At 34.8% G+C, this 18972-nt stretch carries 14 protein-coding genes and 1 other annotated feature; of the genes, 11 read left to right on the top strand and 3 right to left on the bottom strand.

Going from position 1 to position 18972, the window contains the following annotated elements; all coding sequences use genetic code 11:
- The first annotated feature begins 68 nt into the window (after positions 1-68).
- Positions 69-3278: a DEAD/DEAH box helicase gene (locus CPHY_RS13310; protein ID WP_012200594.1), complete on the top strand. Its 3210-nt coding sequence runs from the start codon at positions 69-71 to the stop codon at positions 3276-3278.
- Positions 3279-3370: 92 nt separating this feature from the next.
- Here CPHY_RS13310 and CPHY_RS13305 read toward each other — a convergent pair whose 3' ends face one another.
- Both CPHY_RS13305 and tyrS read right to left on the bottom strand, forming a co-directional pair.
- Positions 3371-4321 (bottom strand): hypothetical protein, encoded by a 951-nt coding sequence (locus tag CPHY_RS13305; protein WP_012200593.1) that lies wholly within the window; start codon positions 4319-4321, stop codon positions 3371-3373.
- A 24-nt stretch (positions 4322-4345) separates the two neighbouring features.
- Positions 4346-5578, bottom strand: coding sequence for a tyrosine--tRNA ligase (gene tyrS / locus CPHY_RS13300; RefSeq protein WP_012200592.1), 1233 nt, complete (start codon positions 5576-5578; stop codon positions 4346-4348).
- A 465-nt stretch (positions 5579-6043) separates the two neighbouring features.
- Between tyrS and CPHY_RS13295 the strand changes: the two genes are divergently transcribed.
- The 5 genes from CPHY_RS13295 (at position 6044) to CPHY_RS20875 (ending at position 11094) form a co-directional block, all read left to right on the top strand.
- The gene (locus tag CPHY_RS13295) at positions 6044-6445 is read left to right on the top strand and encodes a hypothetical protein (RefSeq protein ID WP_012200591.1); all 402 of its coding nucleotides are present in this window, start codon (positions 6044-6046) and stop codon (positions 6443-6445) included.
- A 172-nt stretch (positions 6446-6617) separates the two neighbouring features.
- Positions 6618-7124 carry a GNAT family N-acetyltransferase gene (locus CPHY_RS13290; protein ID WP_012200590.1) on the top strand — a complete coding sequence of 169 codons (507 nt, stop codon included), beginning with the start codon at positions 6618-6620 and terminating at the stop codon, positions 7122-7124.
- Between the two features lie 251 nt (positions 7125-7375).
- Positions 7376-7906, top strand: a complete 531-nt coding sequence (locus CPHY_RS13285) for a GNAT family N-acetyltransferase (protein ID WP_012200589.1) — start codon at positions 7376-7378, stop codon at positions 7904-7906.
- A 177-nt stretch (positions 7907-8083) separates the two neighbouring features.
- Positions 8084-8339 (top strand) — a binding site (T-box leader).
- A gap of 260 nt (positions 8340-8599) precedes the next feature.
- Positions 8600-10069 (top strand): lysine--tRNA ligase, encoded by a 1470-nt coding sequence (gene lysS, locus CPHY_RS13275; RefSeq protein ID WP_012200588.1) that lies wholly within the window; start codon positions 8600-8602, stop codon positions 10067-10069.
- 356 nt (positions 10070-10425) lie between these two features.
- Positions 10426-11094, top strand: a complete 669-nt coding sequence (locus CPHY_RS20875) for a hypothetical protein (RefSeq protein ID WP_012200587.1) — start codon at positions 10426-10428, stop codon at positions 11092-11094.
- Positions 11095-11303: 209 nt separating this feature from the next.
- On the opposite strand, the gene CPHY_RS13265 is transcribed toward CPHY_RS20875, so the two are convergent.
- Positions 11304-12371, bottom strand: a complete 1068-nt coding sequence (locus tag CPHY_RS13265) for a glycoside hydrolase family 18 protein (RefSeq protein WP_012200586.1) — start codon at positions 12369-12371, stop codon at positions 11304-11306.
- A 476-nt stretch (positions 12372-12847) separates the two neighbouring features.
- Between CPHY_RS13265 and CPHY_RS13260 the strand changes: the two genes are divergently transcribed.
- From CPHY_RS13260 to CPHY_RS13240, 5 genes are all read left to right on the top strand, one after another.
- Positions 12848-13813 carry an ABC transporter permease gene (locus tag CPHY_RS13260; protein ID WP_012200585.1) on the top strand — a complete coding sequence of 322 codons (966 nt, stop codon included), beginning with the start codon at positions 12848-12850 and terminating at the stop codon, positions 13811-13813.
- A 13-nt stretch (positions 13814-13826) separates the two neighbouring features.
- Positions 13827-14762 carry a carbohydrate ABC transporter permease gene (locus tag CPHY_RS13255; RefSeq protein ID WP_012200584.1) on the top strand — a complete coding sequence of 312 codons (936 nt, stop codon included), beginning with the start codon at positions 13827-13829 and terminating at the stop codon, positions 14760-14762.
- Positions 14763-14816: 54 nt separating this feature from the next.
- Positions 14817-16388, top strand: coding sequence for an ABC transporter substrate-binding protein (locus tag CPHY_RS13250; protein WP_012200583.1), 1572 nt, complete (start codon positions 14817-14819; stop codon positions 16386-16388).
- 159 nt (positions 16389-16547) lie between these two features.
- Positions 16548-17210 (top strand): epoxyqueuosine reductase, encoded by a 663-nt coding sequence (locus CPHY_RS13245; RefSeq protein ID WP_012200582.1) that lies wholly within the window; start codon positions 16548-16550, stop codon positions 17208-17210.
- A gap of 303 nt (positions 17211-17513) precedes the next feature.
- The gene (locus CPHY_RS13240; RefSeq protein ID WP_012200581.1) at positions 17514-18938 is read left to right on the top strand and encodes a glycoside hydrolase family 28 protein; all 1425 of its coding nucleotides are present in this window, start codon (positions 17514-17516) and stop codon (positions 18936-18938) included.
- Positions 18939-18972: the final 34 nt, after the last annotated feature.

The following is an 18972-nucleotide window of genomic DNA, read 5'->3' as shown; positions in this document are numbered from 1 at the left end:
AGAGGTACAATTCTCTTAAAAACGTGGTATAATAGTAAGATACTAAATTGCTTAGGAGGAAGGAAAATATGCTGCGATTATCTAGAACTGGGATACGTAACCTAGCAACGAGTGACCTCGTTTATTCCCGTGGCCTGCAGTATTATAAAAGCAACCGAGTGACAAATGCGACTTTCTCAAAATCCACAAACCAATATAAATTCCTTGTAAAAGGAAGTTTCACATATCAAGTTAGTATTACAGAGAAAGAAGATGGGGCATTTGATTATACTTGCAATTGTCCATCTCATTTGAAAGAAAAAGGAGCCTGCAAGCATGTGGTAGCAGGACTGTTGTTTTTATTAAAGTACCAAGAAAAGTCAACGATGGAAGAACCAAGAACACCGGAAGAGAAACGGGCTTTTCAAGTACTTGATTATTTTGCGAATCAAGATGACACTCATGCTGAGGGTGAAATCTTTAAAATAGTTCCAACGATATCTTTACCAACCATGTTACGTCCAGATTCAAATGCACTTCTTATGCTACATGCTGGAAACAATCATATGTATAAGGTTCAATCTATAAAGAAATTTTTGACGGATTATAATACTAATCAAAATATTATTCTTGGCAAAGATTTTAAATTTATTGCTGGAGAAAGTGAATTTGATAGATCATCAAAAAAATTGATGGAGTATTTAGTAGGAATCTTAGAAATACAAGAGTTAATTGATAAAACCTCCTATGCCAAGCTATTTGCAAAACATCAAATGATGTTATCAAAAAGTATGTTGTTAAAATTACTTTCTTTGTTGGGAACAAGCTCTTTTCGCTTGGAACTAAATCAAAAAATCTATGAAGATGTTAAATATATCAATGGAAATCCCAATATTGCATACGATTTAGATGTTTATGATGATAGTATTTTACTAGATTATAAAGAAAAAGAACCTGTGATTCCATTGTCCGAGGGTGGAGAATTAATCTTTTATAATGGCTTTATCTTTACTCCGAATAAACACTTTATAAAAAATTATGTACCTTTTTATAATACCTTGGGTCGAGAAAAGAAGCCATTGGTTTTTCGAGGAGATAATAGACAACGCTTTTTAGAAGAAGTACTGCCGAAGTTACACGAGACTATGGAGATTGAGATACCAGAAAGCTTAAAGAGCAGGTATCTAGCATTACCGATGCAGGCGTGTGTCTATCTTGACCGCTATCATGGTGGAATTAAGGCAGAACTTAAGTTTCGATATGGTGATTATGAATTTAACTGCTTTGAAAGCCCAAGAAGTGATGAATTTATCGTAGTTCGAAGTAAGGAAGAAGAATATGAGGTAATGCGACTCTTAGAACAACTTGATTTCGAACCGCATAGTACATTTTATCATCTAAAGAATGATAATAGCATCTATGAGTTCCTAACAGGTCGTATCCATGATTTACAAGCTGTAGCTCAGCTTTATTATTCGGATACCTTTAAGAAATTAGGAATAAAAAATAGTAGTAACTTTAAGGTTGGTCTGCGTATTAGTAACGATATTGATTTACTTGAGATGGATTTAGAATCGGAAGATATTCCGCAGGAAGAATTGAAAGCTCTATTTCGTTCCTTCCAACTAAAGAAGAAATACTACCGTTTAAAAGATGGCAGTTTTATTAACTTAGAGGATGAGCATATTGCTAAGATGTCAAATATCTTAGATGATTTAAATGTTTCCGTGAAGTCTCTTTCCAATGAGTCTATTAAGTTATCTAAAAATAAAGCGTTTTATTTGGAAGATGCCCTTAATGGTAGTAATTTATATGTAGAAAAAAATGAGGATTTTTCGAAGCTTATTGAAAACATTTTACATCCGGATAATCGTGAGTACATCACTCCTGAAAATATAGATGCTACACTAAGACCTTATCAGAATGTGGGGTATCGCTGGTTACGTTCGTTGGCAGACAATAATCTGGGTGGCATTTTAGCAGATGATATGGGTCTTGGTAAGACATTACAATCTATTGTTTATATTTCCTCTATTGTAGATGAAGATAAAAAGAAGAATAAAAAATTTCTTATCGTTTGTCCAACCTCATTGGTTTACAACTGGTTAGATGAGTTTGAATCTTTTGCACCACACTTAAGAGCAGGGGTTGTATCTGGAACCCCTACAGAGAGACAGGAGAGAATCGAGCAAATTAAAGATTTTGATGTATTAGTTACCTCCTATCCGCTGATCCGAAGAGATATCAAACATTATCAGGCAATTACATTTCATACTGTATTTATTGACGAGGCGCAATTTATAAAAAACGCTGCATCTATTAATGCGCAATCCGTTAAATTATTGGATTCAACTCATCGATTCGCATTGACTGGTACACCGATTGAGAATAGCTTATCCGAGTTATGGTCTATTTTCGATTTTATCATGCCTGGATATCTCTTGACACACTCGAAGTTTGTAAATAAATTCGAAAAACAAATTTTAAAAGAAGATACAGAAGCATTAGAGAATTTAAATCGTAGAATACATCCATTTGTTTTACGACGTATGAAAAAGGATGTGTTAAATGATTTGCCAGATAAATTAGAAGAGAAAATCGTGACAGAGATGACAGAAGAGCAGAAAAAGGTATATGTCTCTTATCTTGCTGAAGTTCGCAATGATATTTATAGTGAAATTGCTACGAAGGGCATTGAAAAAAGTCAGATGAAGATCTTAGCTGCGCTTACTAGACTACGCCAAATCTGTTGTCATCCCTCAACCTTTTTGGATGAATATGATGGTGGTAGCGGAAAACTTGATTTGTTGTTAGAATTAATAGAAGAAGCGTTGGCAAATGATCATCGAATACTAATCTTTTCCCAGTTTACATCGATGTTAAAGATTATGGAGGCGGAACTAAAGAAGCTTTCTGTGTCATATTTTTATCTGGAAGGCAGCACTCCAATAACCGAACGAAATGATTTTGTAAAGCGATTTAATGCTGGAGAAGGTTCTATCTTTTTAATTTCATTAAAAGCTGGTGGAACTGGACTTAATTTAGTTGGCGCAGATACGGTAATTCATTATGATCCATGGTGGAATCCAGCGGTAGAAGAGCAAGCGACCGATCGAGTTTACCGTATTGGCCAGAAGAATAATGTCCATGTCATTAAACTATTAACAAAAAATACGATTGAGGAAAAAATCTTTAAACTTCAAAAGAAGAAAAAAGAGCTTTCTGATTCCATCATTCAATCGAAGGAAGTGTTTATTAATACTTTATCAAAAGAAGAGTTGGAAGAGATTTTTTCTTAATTCTTAAGACATAAAAAGAGGGAAGTAAAACCTATAGATATATCTTATCTAAAGTTTTACTTCCCTCTTTTTAATGTTTGAAATAAGTTTACCTATTCATCAAAGGAATCAAAGTGATTGTTATAGAATTCTTCCACAATATAATCTAAAAAGGCATTGTCAAGTGAGCCAAATTCTTTAATCACTAATTCTTTAATTCTTTCCATTACTTTGATAAAGTTCGCTTCCTCACTGGCATTTCCATCTTTCATTGATTCGATGACTTGTGCCGTCACAGTTTCTTCTAAGAAGTGATTGATCTTTGTGGTCATCTCATCTTCGAGAATAGCTTCTTTTGCAGTTTTCTTTGCTCTGGTTACCGAATTCACACCAATTGCAAGAAAAGCTATAAAAAGTCCAGTCATAACGGTATAAGAGAGAGGCCCATTGATAAAGTTTATAACGCCCATGATATTTAATATAACAAATGCGATACCACCAATACCAAATATAAAGAAGGTTAACGCAGTTGAGCGTAGTTCTTTACTTTTATCTGCCTTTTTTTCATAAGCGCCACCATCATACATCATGGAGACTATCTGATCCTTTTCTTCTTGCTCGCGTTTCTTTTTTAATTGGAGAGACTTATTAGAATCCTCATCCATTGATTCTAAAGGATCATCTAGATTATCTTCTAAATTATCTTCCTCAGAAAGACTCTCAAGTGGTGTTTCAGTGTCCAAATCTTTATTGTCTGCATCCTTATCCATTGATTCTAATTCGACTGTATAGAATGCATCAAAAGCCTTCTTTGCCTTCTTTTGCTCAGGTTCATGAACATAAATGGGATAGCAATCCTCCTCGTTGGAATATTCGTAATAGCTTTCAAAGTTAGAGTAAGATAAATATTTTACTAGTTTTTTAGCGACCTCTTCCTTCTCGATAGAACAAAGAACTACGTAATCGGACACTTCTTCTAAGTTTTCAACAAGTTCTTTACCACAATCGTTACACATGGTAATTCCTTTCCGGTACTCTGTTTTACAACTTGGACACCAAGGCATTTTAGACCCCTCCTAAATTAGATTTTATTCTGCTCGGAATAAGTGATAAGCTTTTTTACCCTTCTTTACAAGTAATGCTCCATCGTCATTAAAATCATTTGATTTGAACTTACGTGCAAAATCAGTTACTTTAACATCATTTACAGAAACTCCGCCTTGTTCAATATTTCTTCTGGCATCGGAACGGGAGGTCGCAAGTTTCGCATCTATCATCATAGTAATTAAGTCAATACCTTCTTCAAACGCAGCAGATGAGTAAGTAGTAGTTGGCATATGCTCACTAGTAACACCGCCTGCGAACAGACTCTTAGCAGCTTCCTGTGCTTTCTTAGCTTCTTCTTCTCCATGTACAATTTTAGTGATTTCGTAAGCAAGAACTTCTTTGGCATGATTGATTTCTGCACCTTCTAATGCTCCTAAACGACGAACCTCATCCATAGGTAAGAAGGTAAGTAAACCAAGACATTCTTCAACTTTCACGTCTTCAATGTTTCTCCAGTATTGATAGAACTCATATGGTGAAGTCTTTTCAGGATTTAGCCATACCGCACCCTTCATTGTTTTACCCATTTTAAGTCCCTCACTTGTTGTTAAGAGCTTAAAGGTTAAACCAAAAGCAGGTGCTTGTTCTTTACGACGGATTAAGTCTACGCCACCAAGAATATTAGACCATTGATCATTACCACCTAATTGTAACTTGCAGCCGTATTTTTTATAAAGTACCCAAAAGTCGTAAGACTGCATTAACATATAGTTGAATTCGAAGAAAGTTAAGCCCTTTTCCATTCTCTGTTTGTAACATTCCGCAGTAAGCATCTTGTTTACAGAGAAATGAACACCTATTTCACGTAAGAATTCTACATAGTTTAGATTTAATAACCAATCAGCGTTATTTGCAATAATCGCCTTATCATCACTAAAATCAATAAATTTTGATAACTGTTCTTGAAAACATTGAGCGTTATGGTCGATGGTTTCTCTTGTCATCATGGAACGCATATCTGATTTTCCAGTTGGATCTCCAATCATGGTAGTACCGCCACCAAGTAATGCAATCGGTCTATGCCCTGCACGCTGCATATGCATCATTGCCATAACAGTTAAAAAATGTCCTGCAGTTAAACTATCTGCAGTTGCGTCAAAACCAATATAAAAAGTTACTTTTTCCTTTCCAAGTAACTCTTTAGTTTCTGCTTCATGAGTCGCTTGTTCAATAAACCCGCGCTCTAAGAGTACGTCATAAATATTCTCTGACATAATCTTTTCCTCCTATTTCTGTGATTTGCATTGATTCACACGATCAAAAGTTTATATACAAGAAAAAGCAACGCTTTACGAACTTTCCCTTGCCATGAATAAAATTAGGATTGTTACTCCTAAACTTTTTGTGCAATCTAGTGACATTCTGCCACAAACTACCTAACATTATAAATGATTTATATCTATTTTTCAATGAAATTTAAGAGAGGAGTAATGTTTCCTTGAGTAAACAGCTGATGTAATGAAACTATTCCACTACTTAATGGGAAGATGGTCTATATTTCTTTGTATTCCTCTATACTTATGCTATACTATAAAAAGTAATGTAAAATGTATTTAGGGATAGAAGATTTTGGAATTTAGGTAAAGACATAGCGTATATATTCCTAAATTAGAGGTTTCTTAGAGTAAGTTTGTAGAATTGAAGGTATAGGGAAGAGTTTTTAGAATTGGAGGTTTCGTATGGGGAAGAGATTAAGGAAAGGCTCTTTAAAATGGAGTGAAATTATTGTCATTGTAGTTTTAATCGTGGGTTTATTTCTAGTAATCTTTTGGAAACCATTAAGACTCGATCGTTATTATTTGTTTCCCAATGCAATTGATTGGGTTGACTGCGTTAAGGTGAATGATATAACGTATTATAATAACTTGTTTCCAAGAGAAGAGGTTGCTTTAACAGAAATCGGTGATGAGATTGGTAAGGTGAAATTTACTGTTTCTAAAAATGTACATAACCCAAACTATAAATTAAGAAATCTTGATGCTACCTTTTTAGAGAAAGGTACAAACTTATATCGGATTTTAAATACAGACGATTCTATAGCTGTCTTAATAGAAGGTAAATATTATCGATATCAAAAATAAATAATATTAGTATGTGGTACCCAACCAATGTGTTCATGGAACTGGTTTAACGACATGTTTCTTTATTTAACATGGAGATATTGAAATATTAGAATTAAGTAAACGTTATATGTTATTCGCATTAAGCGTATAAGGAGAACTACGACTATTTATATTTTTAAGGAGTTACTGAATGAAAGTAGAACTAAAACAAGTTACCGCAGATGAAAAAGAGATACTTAAAAACTTATTAGAGAAATATGACTATGAATTTTCTCAATGGGATCAACGTGATGTAAATAAATTAGGACTTTATGGTTATGAATATCTTGATTATTATTGGACAGAAGATAAGCGTTGGGCTTATTTCATCTTAGTTGATGAGAAATTAGCAGGATTTGCAATGGTTATTAATCTTCCTGAAGTAGATGATCGACCAACCGATTTTCAAATGGCTGAGTTTTTTGTTATGTATAAATACCGCCGTTCGGGAGTTGGAAAAGAAGCCTTTTTTAAAGTACTGGATAATCATAAAGGAAGATGGCAACTAAAACGACATCCGGCGAATTTGGCATCGGTGCATTTTTGGAACAATGTAATTCATGAGTATACTAACGGGCAATATGAGCTTGTTGAAGCATATCCACGAACAGAGTATGATGATGGAACATTGGCGGATGTTTTCTTTTTTGAGTGCTGATGTAATTTCTGACTATGAGTATTAATCATGGCAAGAAATAAATTGTGTAGCGTACTTTTTCTAAAAAAAATTAGTAATATGAGATATCTGATGACAATAAAAAATTTAAAGAAAAAGATCATTGCACTAAAAGCTTGTATCATATTAATGAAAAGAGTCTTAATGGACGTACTTATTGAAGTCTTAATTAACATTTAAGTACCTAAAATAAAATATTAGTTAAAAATATACATAAGCTCGGAGGTTAACAAATGGAGTGGAAAAAACTAAAAGAAGAAGAAATAGAGGTATCATTATTCGATCATTTTGAGCGTTATCAAAATGTTACAAAGTGCTGGAGAAAAATAGAAGGTGAATGGGTTATCAAAGATATCGCTTTTTTAGAACAATGGGGAGAAGAGGACTATAAAATACTTGTGTCTTGCCTAAAGAACACAGTATTAACGGGTGGAGTTGTATTTGGCACATTTACGGATGGTTGTCTAAAGGGATTTGCATCTGTAGAAGGTGGTATCTTTGGTAGAGATAAAGAATATTTGGATTTATCAAGCATTCATGTATCTTTTGATCAAAGAGGCAGCGGAGTGGGAAAACTATTATTCCGCCTCTGTGCAGATTGGGCAAGAGAGCATGGTGCAAAAAAACTCTATATATCAGCTCATTCAGCTGTAGAATCACAAGCGTTTTATAAAGCGATGGGATGTAGAGAAGCAATAGAATACAATAAAGAGCATGTAGAGAAAGAACCTTGTGATTGTCAATTAGAGTTTGTATTAAGCTAATAACATTAAATATGAAAATATAAGCTTATGGATTAAAAAGAAATATGAATTTAAAAAGAAAATATAATTTTATGGATAAAAAAGAAAATAAGTTTATAGAGAATATAAGTTTGTAGTTTAAAAAGAAAATATTGACAATAGAATTTTTATTTGATAAGATGGAAAAAATTTAAATAGACAAAGGTTATGAAAAGAGGAGTAAGTATTGTTTGACTGTTTCAGAGAGTCTCAGTTTGGTGGAATGAGATACAGCTACAATAATGAAAAAAGACTTGGAACTGCGTACCGACTGCATAAATAATATGCTGAGACTACGATGGGAGTGCCCATTATAGCACCAGAGTATCGATGGAAATCCGTACTTGTAAAGGCTTATTTTATAAAGAATAAGTGAATTAAGGTGGTAACACGTGATATTAATCTCGTCCTTTTGTGAGGACGGGATTTTTTTATTTATTGGGAAAATTTTTGATTTCCCGGTAAATAAAAGATGTACCGCTAAGGTGGCATTCCTTATTATGTTTCGTAAGTCGAAGTTTCTTCGCCTTCTAATTGTATTTGGAAATGATAATGTATTTGTAAATTTCTAAAACTCCTGCATCTCCAATGGATAACCTTTGTATAAAGTTATTTCACACAGCAAATTTGTACAGTCACCCAAATTATTAGGTGGCGGAAGAATGGAGGATTTATATGGGTATTCAAGAATTGGAAGAAAACAGAAGACAAAAGTTAGAGCTTGTGAAGGAACATCAAAATCCTTATCCAGAGAGATATCAAGTAACTCATGAATTAAAAGATGCAATTAAACTTTTGGATGGAACGAAGGATATATCAGTTGCAGGAAGGATATTATCCATCCGAAGGATGGGAAAGCTTTGCTTTGTTAACATTGGTGATATTTATGGTAAATTACAAGTTGCCATACGAAGGGATGATGTAGGAGAAGAAGCGTATGAGTTTTTTCGACAGGGTTTTGATATTGGTGATTTTCTTGGTGTATCTGGAGAAATATTCACTACGCAAACAGGAGAAAAGACGATACGAGCACAGAAACTTACGTTTCTTGGTAAGGCTTTCAAACCACTCCCAGAGAAATTCCATGGGATCACTGATAAAGATAGTTGCTATCGTCAGAGATATCTTGACTTAATTATGAATGAGGATACTAGAAACCGATTTTTATTAAAATTTCAAATGATAAAGGAAATAAGAAGATACTTAGAAGATTCTGGATATCTTGAAGTAGAGACACCAGTATTAAATGATAAACCGTCAGGAGCAACTGCACGTCCATTTATTTCTCATCACAATGCACTCGATATGGAAGTAAACTTAAGAATTGCACCAGAAACCTATCTAAAACGATGTATTGTAGGTGGTATTCCTAAGGTATTTGAATTTGCTAGGTGCTTTCGTAATGAGGGCATGGATGCAACTCATTTGCAAGATTTCACAATGTTAGAGGGTTATTGTGCATATTATAATTATACTGATAACATGAAATTCTTGCAGACTATGCTTGCTACTGTGATAAAGAAGGTATTTGGAAGTTCTCTGATTAAGGTAGGTAGTCAAAGTATCGATTTTTCAGGGGAATGGAGGGTTGTTACATTTCGTGAATTATTGATAAAAGACTGTGGTATTGATATCAATGCATATTCCAACACAGAAAGTTTATTAGATAAGATAAAGGAAGAAGGAATCGAACTGCATTCTGAAACCCCAATAGAGCAGCTAAGCAAGGGAAATCTCATTGATTTACTATACAAAAAAGTTAGCCGTCCGAAGATTATCTCCCCAACCTTTTTAACGGAGCATCCAACATCACTGTCTCCTTTAGCTCGTGCAAATGACGACAATAAAGAAATAGTGGATCGTTTTCAATTGATAATCAATGGGGCAGAGGTTATTAACGCGTATTCAGAGCTTGTCGACCCAGTAGAACAAAAGAAGCGTCTTATGGAACAAGCGCTGGCTAAGGCAAATGGTGATGAGGAAGCAATGACAATGGATTATGATTACATCACCGCAATGGAGTATGGTATGCCACCAATCTCTGGTTGGGGTATGGGGGTAGACCGTTTTCTGCAAGTAATTACTGGGCAGGAGAATCTACGAGATACAGTATTATTTCCGATTATGAGGCCATTAAATAACTAATAGATAAATTAGAGGTATAATAGAAAAATAGTTTGTAGTATTAGAAAGATGATAGTAAACAAAGTTTGTATAGTGTACTTTTCCTTGATAAAAAGAAACTTCCATTTCATTAAAGTAAACGATATAATGAGGTAGTAATAATATTAAAATATACAGAGATCACTTTGGGGATAATGGAAGTTTCATGTCATGACAGAGTTATGCTCGGGTTCGTTTGTGAACAGAATCTAATTATGAGTGAGTAGGATAAAAAAGGTAAAATAGTCTTTTGATGAATTATTTAATAATATTATTACCGATTATACAGAAAGGGAAAATGTGAAGGAAGAGTTTCTTCACATCGAAGATGAAAGTTTATGAAAGATATGATTTTTCGATACCATTACCGTGGACATATTTCCTATGATGGAGATTTTAATTTAGAGGAAAAATTAGCGGAAACAAAAGTACACATTAGGAAACTAATATTGGAACATAAAGTGATGACCGCCTGTCTCTATCGCCATGAAAATATGCTATTTGCTTATTATGAAGCGATTGGAGATAAACTATCACCAGAAGAAGTCTTTGGAAATTTACATAGCTGCCTAGCAAAATGGCCTGGGGAAGATGCTCCACGAGACTGGGTAAGAATGCATCATATTTATTGGCACTGCATTCCTGAAGGAGTAGAGGATTGGAAAAGAGCTACAAGACCGGAGTTAAGAAGAGGTAGGATTGCATATCTAAAATCGGATACCATGTTTGAGTACGTATATCACCATGTTGCTATCACAGACGAGGGGCTTCTTGTTGGAGATAAGTATCAATCCATTGGATTACATGAGAATATCTTATTTTCATATTTTGAAGAGCCAAAAACGGAGATTAATATAAAAAGAGATGCATCAAAACCTTCAAAAGCGATTGAGGATTGGCTCCGGGTTGATCCAGGTGCTCATTTTATCTTATGGGAAAATGACCAGCATTTTACCTTTATTGAGACATTGATTGCTATGGGGGAAAATGACGAGTTACTGAATTAATATCCCCTTTTTCTCTCAACTGGACGGGCGGTTCATCTTCTAATTGAGGATAACCTGCATTAGAAAACGGCAGACACCACTCTACTAAAATGTGGGCTGCCGTTTCTACAGCATCATGATAATCAGAATCTTGAATTCATGGTATTTATCATATGAATCACAATACAGAAAACAGATTACTGTTACATTAAGGACGGTACAACAAAAATTTACTGATTCTCTAATCCTTCTGAAATCGTTTTAATAATATCACCTGTAAGATCTTGAGTCTGCTCCCAATACATCATACCGCCTAATCGCAGTTTCTTCACAGTATCAACCTTGTATCGAATTGCTTCTAAATCTTCATAAGTAATTAAAATATCACCATTATGCAGACAGGCGGCTTTTGAGATATCATCCCAGTATCTGGTATAACCATTTTTAGAAATATAATTTTCCTTTAAATTGTTATAGGTAAAATCCGATTCTTCATGTGAAATCGCGGCTTCTGCAGCTTGGAATAGTCCATGATTCTCAGATGCAACACCTCTCCATCCATATCCATAAGCAGGAATACCCAAGACTAATTTTTCAGGATTACAAACTTTAAGATAATTTTGTATTACCTGATATGTACTTATATGATTAGGTGCTTCTTTGCATTCCATTAAATTACTATGATGTCCGGTTACCCTGGACCATGGACCTACATAATCATATGCCATAAGATTAATATAATCTACAGTATTACTTACTTCTTTTATTCCAAAAGTCTCCACAGCCCAATCACCCGCAGGTGCTGCAAATGATAAGGTGTACTTTTTATCGCTTGTTTTAGAAAGCTCATTGAATTTAGAGCGTATTTCTTTCATCAAAAGTATAAAATTTTCAGTATCTTCAGGACGTGCCTTAATTAGTCCTGAATGATCTCTTGTAGGATATTCCCAGTCAATATCGACACCGTCCAGGTCATAAGCTTCCAGATAGGAAACAATGCTGTTAATAAAAACAGAACGGGTTTCCTTAGTAAAAGCCATATCAGAAAAACCATCTGCACCCCAACCTCCGATAGCTAGATTAATCCTAAGATTAGGATAATTTTGTTTCAATATTTCTAATTCTTTTGGAAGGTCTAATTCTTTGATTGGATTTACTTGAATGGTCGAATCGGGTGCTATTTCACCAAAAGCAAGATTTACGTCTGTTAATAAGTCTCCGGGCACATCTCCCGCATGCCAGATTTTAAAAATAGGCAAATAAGCGACTTTTACAATTTTTGCATTTTCTCTAAACATGATTCATCCCCCACTTCTTAAATCAAATATTCTTTTTTTCATTTACTGCAGTTTCGATTTTCTTTGTAATTTCTCCATATAAATTAACCCTTATGTATAACATATTTATAAATTATGAAGAAGATTATACATAAAAAAATGGAAATGTCAAATATACCTAATTTATAAAATTCAAAAATTCAAAAATATACTTAATTATATAAAATTTCGTAATTTCTATATGTAGGACTCAGACTCATTTTTATATTCATTTATAATGAAAATATCTTTAATAATAATGTCAATAAATGAAATTATCTAAACCAGGTTATGCAAGATAACAATACTAAGCAAAAAAGAACAAGTTCTTTTCATGACATATTACTAAAATATGGTAATATGTATATAGAAATACAACAAAAAACTAGTGAAAAATAAAGTTTAATTGGGCGATTTGCATATATTAGTGAAGAGCTTTTTAAGGGAGGAGTAATAAAATGTCTGATTCGATGGTGCCTAGAAAGCCGCCTTCAAAGGGTTTTGCGAAAAAGAAAAAAAATATTATTTTACTAAGTATGCTTGCTCCAGGAGCGATTTGGCTTATCCTGTTGCGATATCTACCGATGTTCGGTATCGTAATTGCGTTTCAGAAATTTACCATTTACACGAAAAATCCAACTCTACTTAACAATATTATACATAGCGATTGGGTAGGTTTTAAAAACTTCGGGTTTTTGTTTACAACCTCGGACTCCTGGAAAATGATTAGGAACACAGTTGGCTATAATGCTTTATGGATTGTGCTTGGAACTGTCATCGCAGTATCTTTCGCGATTATGTTAAGCTTGCTAACCAAAAAGTTCGTAGCAAAAGCCTATCAGACCTTGATGTTCTTTCCTTACTTTCTAAGCTGGGTTGTTGCAAGTTATTTCTTAATGGCTTTTTTGGACCCGACATACGGTCTTATCAATCACCTTCAGAAGCAGTGGGGAATAGAGGCAACCCAATGGTATTTTGTTAGCAAGCCATGGCCCATCCTTCTGACGGTTGCTTACCTTTGGAAGAATATCGGCTATTCCACAGTTCTGTATTTGGCAGCAATTACGGGTATAGACACCTCGCAATATGAAGCAGCAAGTATTGATGGAGCGAATAAAAAGCAGCAGATCCGATATATAACAATTCCTCATTTAAAAACCATGATTATCATCCTGTTTATCATGAGTGTAGGACGTATTGTTAATTCTGATTTCGGGTTGTTTTATCAGGTACCTCAAAACAATGGACCTCTGTTCCCTGCCACACAGGTTTTGGATACATACGTATATCGTGCATTTATGGCTACTAATAATCCTGGTATGAGTACGGCAGCCAGTCTGTTGCAGAATGTAGTTGGTTTCTTCTGTGTCATAACTGCTAACTCAATCGTACGCAGAATAGATGAAGAAAGCAGTTTGTTCTAGAAGGAGGAGAATCATGAAATCTGATACGGTAAAAATTGTTTCAAAGCGTAAGTCTAGAATTAATTCAATCAACCTGCCTACTGAGATTGGCATTAATATTATACTTGGTCTCTTTTGTTTGATTTGCGTTGTTCCGTTTATATTTGTTGTCATTATTTCTTTTACTTCAGAAGAGAGTATACGAGAGATTGGATACTCCTTTACCCCGACCAAATGGTCACTGGAAGCATATAAATTCGCATTCAATTCCAGCAAAGCAATTTGGCGTGCCTACTTTAACAGCTTTTTTATTACTATTCTGGGTACGATATTAAGTGTTTTGATTTGTGTACTATATTCTTATCCATTATTCCGAAAGGATTTTAAGTATCGAAAATTCTTTACCTTCTTCTGTTTCTTTACTATGTTGTTTGGGGGAGGCTTAGTACCAACCTATTATGTTAGTAAGAATATCTTGGGCTTAAGCGATAATTATGCGGCGTTAATTGTACCGGCGTTATTTAATCCGTTTAATATTATTGTTATGCGTACTTTCTTTCAAAGTTCGGTGCCGACGGATATCATTGAAGCTGCAGCAATTGATGGCAGCGGAGAATATAACACCTTGTTCAAAATAATCGTTCCGATTGCAAAGCCCGGAATTGCTACCATTGCATTACTGAATGCACTGGCATACTGGAATGAATGGTATCTAGCAATGCTGTATATCCGAACTGAAAGTCTTTATCCACTGCAGTATTTGCTGATGAGAACGCAGAATCAGATTGACTTTTTAACCAGGAATGCCGCCATGCTGGGTTCGGAGATTTCAAAGCTTGTACATGATTTACCGCAGCAAAATTTAAGAATGGCGCTTGCTGTACTTATTGTAGTACCGATTGCCTTTGCCTATCCATTCTTCCAGCGGTTTATCATATCGGGTCTTACAATAGGATCAGTAAAAGGGTAAGAACGGCTGTTTTAAGAAGTCGCTTACATAAAAAAATCTAGGGAGGGCTATACAATGAAAAAAGTACTATCAATTGTCCTGACAATCGTGATGCTGACTGCACTACTTTCTGGTTGTGGCAAAACTAATGACAAAGGAGCTTCAAGTAAAAACGTAAATGGGGTTGATATATCAAAGCCAGTTACATTAACCTGGTATCTCCATGGAAGTACTGTTACCGATGATAAGGCTGTATTGGAAAAAGCTAACGCATACCTAAAGGATAAATTAAATGTAACCTTGAAGCCAATCTGGGGTACATGGGGTGACTTCAATGATAACGTAGTTCTCTCCATTAGTGGCGGCGATGACGTGGATATTTATTTCACTTGCTCCTGGACTCAGGATGAATACAATGCATATGCAAGAAATGGTGCTTGGCTTCGCCTTGATAAAGAGGGGAATAACTTCATTGAAAAATATGCTAAAGACATATGGAAATTGCTTCCTGACGTTTTAAAAACAGGCGCTACCGTTCAAGGAAATGATGGTTTAGGTGTATATGCTATTCCAGGCTATAAGGATAGCGCTACTCAGAACTGTTGGGACGTGAATGTAACGTTGTTAGAGAAATACGGCTATACGATTGATGATATTAAGAATACAGATTATTATGGCTTTGACAAGATTCTTAAGACTGTAAAAGAAGGAGAAGGTAATGACTTCTATCCGCTTAATGTTGAGGGTATGGTTCTGGAAAGAATGGTAAATAATTCGATTATCGTTGCCGGTGACTCCGGAATCAGTAATATGCTTTCATACTATATGAATCCTACAGATACTGCTAAAGAAGGTATCTATGGTAATAAGATACTTAGTAAATTTGAGACACCTGAATATAAGAAATTTGTTGAAAAGACTCGTGAATATTATTCAGCTGGATATATTGATCCTAAGATGGCTATTCGCAACCAGGCAAATGATGCTCGTGTTGCAGCTCAGGATACAGGAAAATATCTCATAGGTACACAAAGCTATTCTCTTGGATATGAAGCTGAGGCAAGTGCACGACGTGGAATAGATGTACAAATGGTTCCTGTCACACCTGCTTATCTTGATACCGCAGTTTCTCAAGGTGCTATGATGGCTATATCTGCGGGTTGCAAGAATCCGGAAAGAGCACTCATGTTCCTTAATCTGTTAAATACCGATCCATATCTTATGACTTTATTAGACTATGGTATTGAAGGTGTTCATTATGACATAGTGAATGGTGGCGAAGCTCGACTTAATAAAGATGCTCGTACCTCTTATTCTCCTTGGACTAATGGTATGGGTAATATTACCCTTCTTCCTCCACTGGAAGGTCAGGGGCTTGATTTCTGGGATAATTTTAAGGCTTATTATGGAGGATGTAGTGAAGTTCCAATCCTTGGATATTGTTTTAATGCAACGAGCGTTGAGAATCAATTGGCTGCATTAGCAAATGTTGCTCAAGAATTTGATCTTGCACTTAATACCGGTTCTATTGATCCAGCAACAAAATTACCGGAATTTATACAGAAACTAAAAGACAATGGTATTGATCAAGTAGTAGCTGAGGCAAATACTCAATTAGAAAACTTCCTTAAAGAAAAAAATAAATAATAATCATTGATATAAAAAGCTACGGTAGCATGGAAGAAGAAAGATGCTATCGTAGTTTTTTTAATTAAAAATTTTAAATTTTATGTTAAAATATTAAAATATAGAGACGGATTAAGACTACCAGACCTATAGGAAAGAAAAAATTTAGGAGGTATTACTGTGCTCATAAACGATATGGCAGACTTGTTAAAGAAACAAGATGGTTTACTATATGGATTTACAGATATCTCTTATAGTGAATACTCACGTGAATTTAAATCAGCTTTAGTATTAGCAATGCCTTATGAAAGTAAATTAACACTTGAAATGTATTCTGAAAAGAGGTTAGAGCAGGAAATACAAACTGCTAGACAGAAATTAAATACATTATTACAGGAACTAGAAAAAGTTTTATATAAAAATCAATCTAAGTACTTCATACCTCCAGTAGCACAGAAGAATGAAACTGATTTAATTGCACCTTTTTCTTTTAAATATGCTGCAATACAAGCTGGACTTGGTTGGATTGGAAAAAATGATGTACTAATAACAAAACAATATGGTCCTAGGGTTAGACTATCTGCTGTATTAATTGATAATGTATTTGAATATGGGGAGGCAATAACAAAAAGCCATTGCCCACATGATTGTAATCTCTGTGTTGGCATATGCCCATATAAGGCGCTGAAAGGTGTGGATTGGGAAATTGATAGAAAGCGATGTGAGATAATAGATTATTCTTTATGCAATCAAAAGAGAAGCCTATCATTAGAGAAACTTGGTAGAAAGAACGCGTGTGGTTTGTGTATGGTTGTTTGTCCATATGGTTTAGAAGAGGCATAGATACAAAATATTGATTTTTCCATAAGATGTTTGCCTGAAAGCTCTTGTGTTATTATTGAGCTAATTCATAAATAACCTGAAAGAAGATACAAAATCCAGCAATCAGAAAATATTGGAAATTCTAAAGATAAAAAATCAGTAATTTAACATGATATTCTATAGAAACTTTGTAGAATCATAGAGAAAATCAATGTATAATACTACTATTCCAGTTTTCAAATCATTTAGTACATAGTATTCTAGGAGAAAGGTTTGAAAATTATTTATTACGATAGTGTGTGAGATTAAAAAAGGAGAGTATGAATGCAAACATTTACTGTTGAATTACCGGTTTTTCCAGATAGACAGGTGAGTATTACAGATTATAAGGCAGTGTCTGGGGGTATTGAATCGAATACAGCTGCAATCAATCAAGCAATTACGGAGTTATCAAAGCTCGGTGGTGGTACGGTTAACGTTCCAGAAGGCATCTGGCTTACAGGTCCTATTACTTTAAAGTCAAATATTAACCTTCATCTAGAAAAGGGTGCATTAATTACCTTCGATAAGAATCCAGAAGAATACCCAATTATTCTTACTAATTATGAGGGACAACCAAGACTTCGTGCGGTTTCTCCAATCCATGCATTTGATGAAGAGAATATTGCAATTACTGGTGAAGGTGTTATTGATGGTAATGGTCACGAATGGCGTCCATTAAAAGAGTTTAAGGTAACGAAGAAACAGTGGCAAGCACGTTTAAAGAAGAGTCCTTATGTAATTGATACGAAAGAAGGCGGTATCTGGTATCCTAGTAAAACTTCTTATGAAGGTTGTTTAGAAGGAGAAGTAAGTGTTGAAGATCCAGATGCACTTAAGAAGGCAGCTCCAAACTATGATCTCTACCGTCCAGTTATGACGAACTTAGTTCGCTGTAATAAGATATTAATAGAAGGAGTTACACTTCAAAATTCACCCGCTTGGAACCTTCACCCATTACTTTGTACGAATCTAACCCTTCGAAATGCGTTTATTCGTAATGCTAATTTTGCTCAAAATGGTGATGGACTTGACTTAGAGTCTTGTCGTTTCGTTGACATCTACGGAGTGAAATTTGATGTTGGTGATGATGCTATTTGCATAAAATCCGGTAAAAATGCGATTGGAAGAAAAATTACCGTGCCAACAGAACACGTTCGCATTAGAGATTGTGTCGTATATCATGGACATGGTGGATTTGTAATTGGTAGTGAGATGTCCCGTGGCGTACGAGATGTTGTAATAGAAAATTGCTTATTTTTAGGTACCGATACAGGAATACGTTTTAAGAGTGCGATTGGACGCGGTGGAGTTGTGGAGGATATTACAATTCGTAACATTCAGATGACGGATATTGAAGAAGACGCAATTATATTTACCATGGGTTATACCTTATTCCGTTTAGACCATCAAGCGTCTGATGAACCAGATACGATTTCGAAAGAGGATATACCAGAGTTTAAGAATATAACCATCCGTGATGTAAACTGTCTTCGAGCAGGACAAGCAATTAAAATTGATGGGCTAGAGCAGATGCCAATCCATGATATCATATTAGAAAATGTTATGATTCAAGCGAAGAAAGCAATCGAGATTAAGAATGCAAATCAGATTTTCTTTAAGAATGTTTCGGTAACTAATCAGGACAATTTAGATCAATCTTTTGTATTTAAAGAGGATGTTTTATCTGACTGTAGTCATAATTTCTAGTCCTTTGCATAGAATTAACCAAAGTGTTGTACGA

The organism is Lachnoclostridium phytofermentans ISDg (assembly GCF_000018685.1).
Lineage (GTDB): Bacteria > Bacillota > Clostridia > Lachnospirales > Lachnospiraceae > Lachnoclostridium > Lachnoclostridium phytofermentans.
The sequence above is the reverse complement of the archived record's forward strand: the minus strand, read 5'-3'. Positions and strand labels throughout refer to the sequence as shown.